Raw genomic sequence first — 2033 nt, 5'->3', positions numbered from 1 at the left:
GTGGTGGCGGACGGGCAGGACGCGGCGGGCCTCGGCGGCAAGGTCTCCGGCTGGGTCACCACCGAGGTCGGCGGCGAGACCGTCGCGATCATCGGCGTGACGACCCAGATCCTCGCCTCGATCTCCTCGGTCGGGAACACGATCGTCGAGGGCGGGCCGAACAACGACACCGACATCCTGGCCGCGCTGCTGCAGCCGATCATCGACGCGGCGAGCCTCGTCACCGACAAGATCGTGCTGATGGGCCACCTGCAGCAGTACACGCTGGAGATGGACCTCGCGGGCAAGCTGTCAGGCGTGGACATCATCATCTCCGGCGGCAGCCACGCGCTGTTCGCCGACGGGACGGATACTGTGCGCCCTGGCGACACGGCCGCGGAAACCTACCCGCTGCTGCTGACCGACAGGGACGGCAACACCACGCTGCAGGTGAACACCGCGGGCGAGTACGCCTATCTGGGCCGCCTCGTGGTCGAGTTCGACGGGAACGGCCATATCATCGCCGACAGCATCGACCCGCTGATCTCCGGCGCCTGGGCCACCACGGACGAGGTGGTCGCCGACGTCTACGCCGCGGAGCTGGCGGATGACGACGCGAGCAACGACCCCTTCGCCGCAGGCAGCAAGGGCGCGCATGTCGAGGCGCTGGCCGAGGCCGTGGGCAGCGTGATCGACGCCAAGGACAGCAACATCCTCGGCTTCACGGAGGTGTTCCTGGAGGGACGCCGCGGCCTGGTGCGGACCGAGGAGACCAATCTCGGCAACCTCACCGCCGATGCCAATCTGTTCGTGGCGCGCCAGTACGACGCCACCGTGCAGGTCTCGATCAAGAACGGCGGCGGCGTGCGCGCCGAGATCGGCACGTTCGACACCGGCGAGGCAGCCACGCCGCTGCCGCCGGCCGCCAACCCCGATGCCGGCAAGCCGGAGGGCGGCGTCAGCCAGCTCGATATCGAGAACTCGCTGCGCTTCAACAACACGCTTGCCCTGACCACGGTCACGGTCGCCGAGCTGGAGCAGATCGTCGAGTACGCGGTGGCGCAGAAGGGCCCCGGCATCACCGCCGGCCAGTTCGGCCAGTTCGGCGGCCTCGCCTTCAGCTACGATCCGTCGGAACAGGCGATCGCGTTCGACAACGTCACCGGCGCGGTGCTGCAGGACGGGCTGCGCGTGCAGACGCTCGCGCTGATCGACGATGACGGCAACGTGGTGCAGACGCTGGTGCGGGACGGGCAGATCGTCGCCGATCCGAACCAGGAGATCCGCATCGTCACGCTGAACTTCATGGCGGCGCAGAACGGCGCCAACGCCACCGGCGGCGACGGCTATCCGATCCCGATCTTCGGCGAGGACACGATCGACCTCAGCGCGGCCCTCACCGACCCGGGCCTGGCCGACTTCGCCGCACCGGGATCCGAGCAGGATGCCCTGGCCGAGTACCTGAAGGCCAACTTCTCGACCCCGGAGACGGCCTACAGCAAGCCGGAGACCAGCGAGACCGAGGATACGCGCATCCAGAACCTCGCCGTGCGCGAGGACACGGTGGAGCCGGCCGCCGTGCTCGACTTCACGCTGTGGCAGACCGCGGTCGGGGTCGGCGCGCGGGATGACCGCGGCTTCGATGCCAGCTCCTGGCGCGGGGCGCTGATCGAGCTCGACCGTGCGGAGGGCGACGAGACGCTGATCGGCGTTGCTGCGTCCGGCGACCAGGGCGCGATCGCGCGGATCCGCAGCACCGGGGGCGACGTCTCGATCGACGGCGCGTCCTTCGACAACGACGTGACCCTCGCCGGCCAGGGCGAGCTGCTGGCGGTGACGTGGGAGGGCCGCAGCGCGGTGCTCGACCACACGGCCACCTGGAACACGATCAAGACCGCGGTCGTCACCGACTTCACCGGCGAGGCGCTGGCGCTGCGCGGCTTCGTGCACAACGTGGTCGATCTCGGCGGCAACGACACCGGGCTCGACCTCGCGCTCGACGGCGCCAAGCGCGGCTTCGTCCGCCTCGGCGCCGGCGACGACACGATCGAGAT

Annotated in this window: 1 protein-coding gene; it reads left to right on the top strand. The window is 69.7% G+C overall.

The window, feature by feature from the left end; genetic code table 11:
* On the top strand, positions 1-2033 hold a 2033-nt coding region (locus J0I64_RS15545), incomplete at both ends, for a 5'-nucleotidase C-terminal domain-containing protein (RefSeq protein WP_291409868.1).

The sequence above is a fragment of the Devosia sp. genome (assembly GCF_017307565.1).
Lineage (GTDB): Bacteria > Pseudomonadota > Alphaproteobacteria > Rhizobiales > Devosiaceae > Devosia.
Note: the sequence above shows the minus strand (reverse complement) of the source record. Positions and strands in the feature narration are given on the sequence as shown.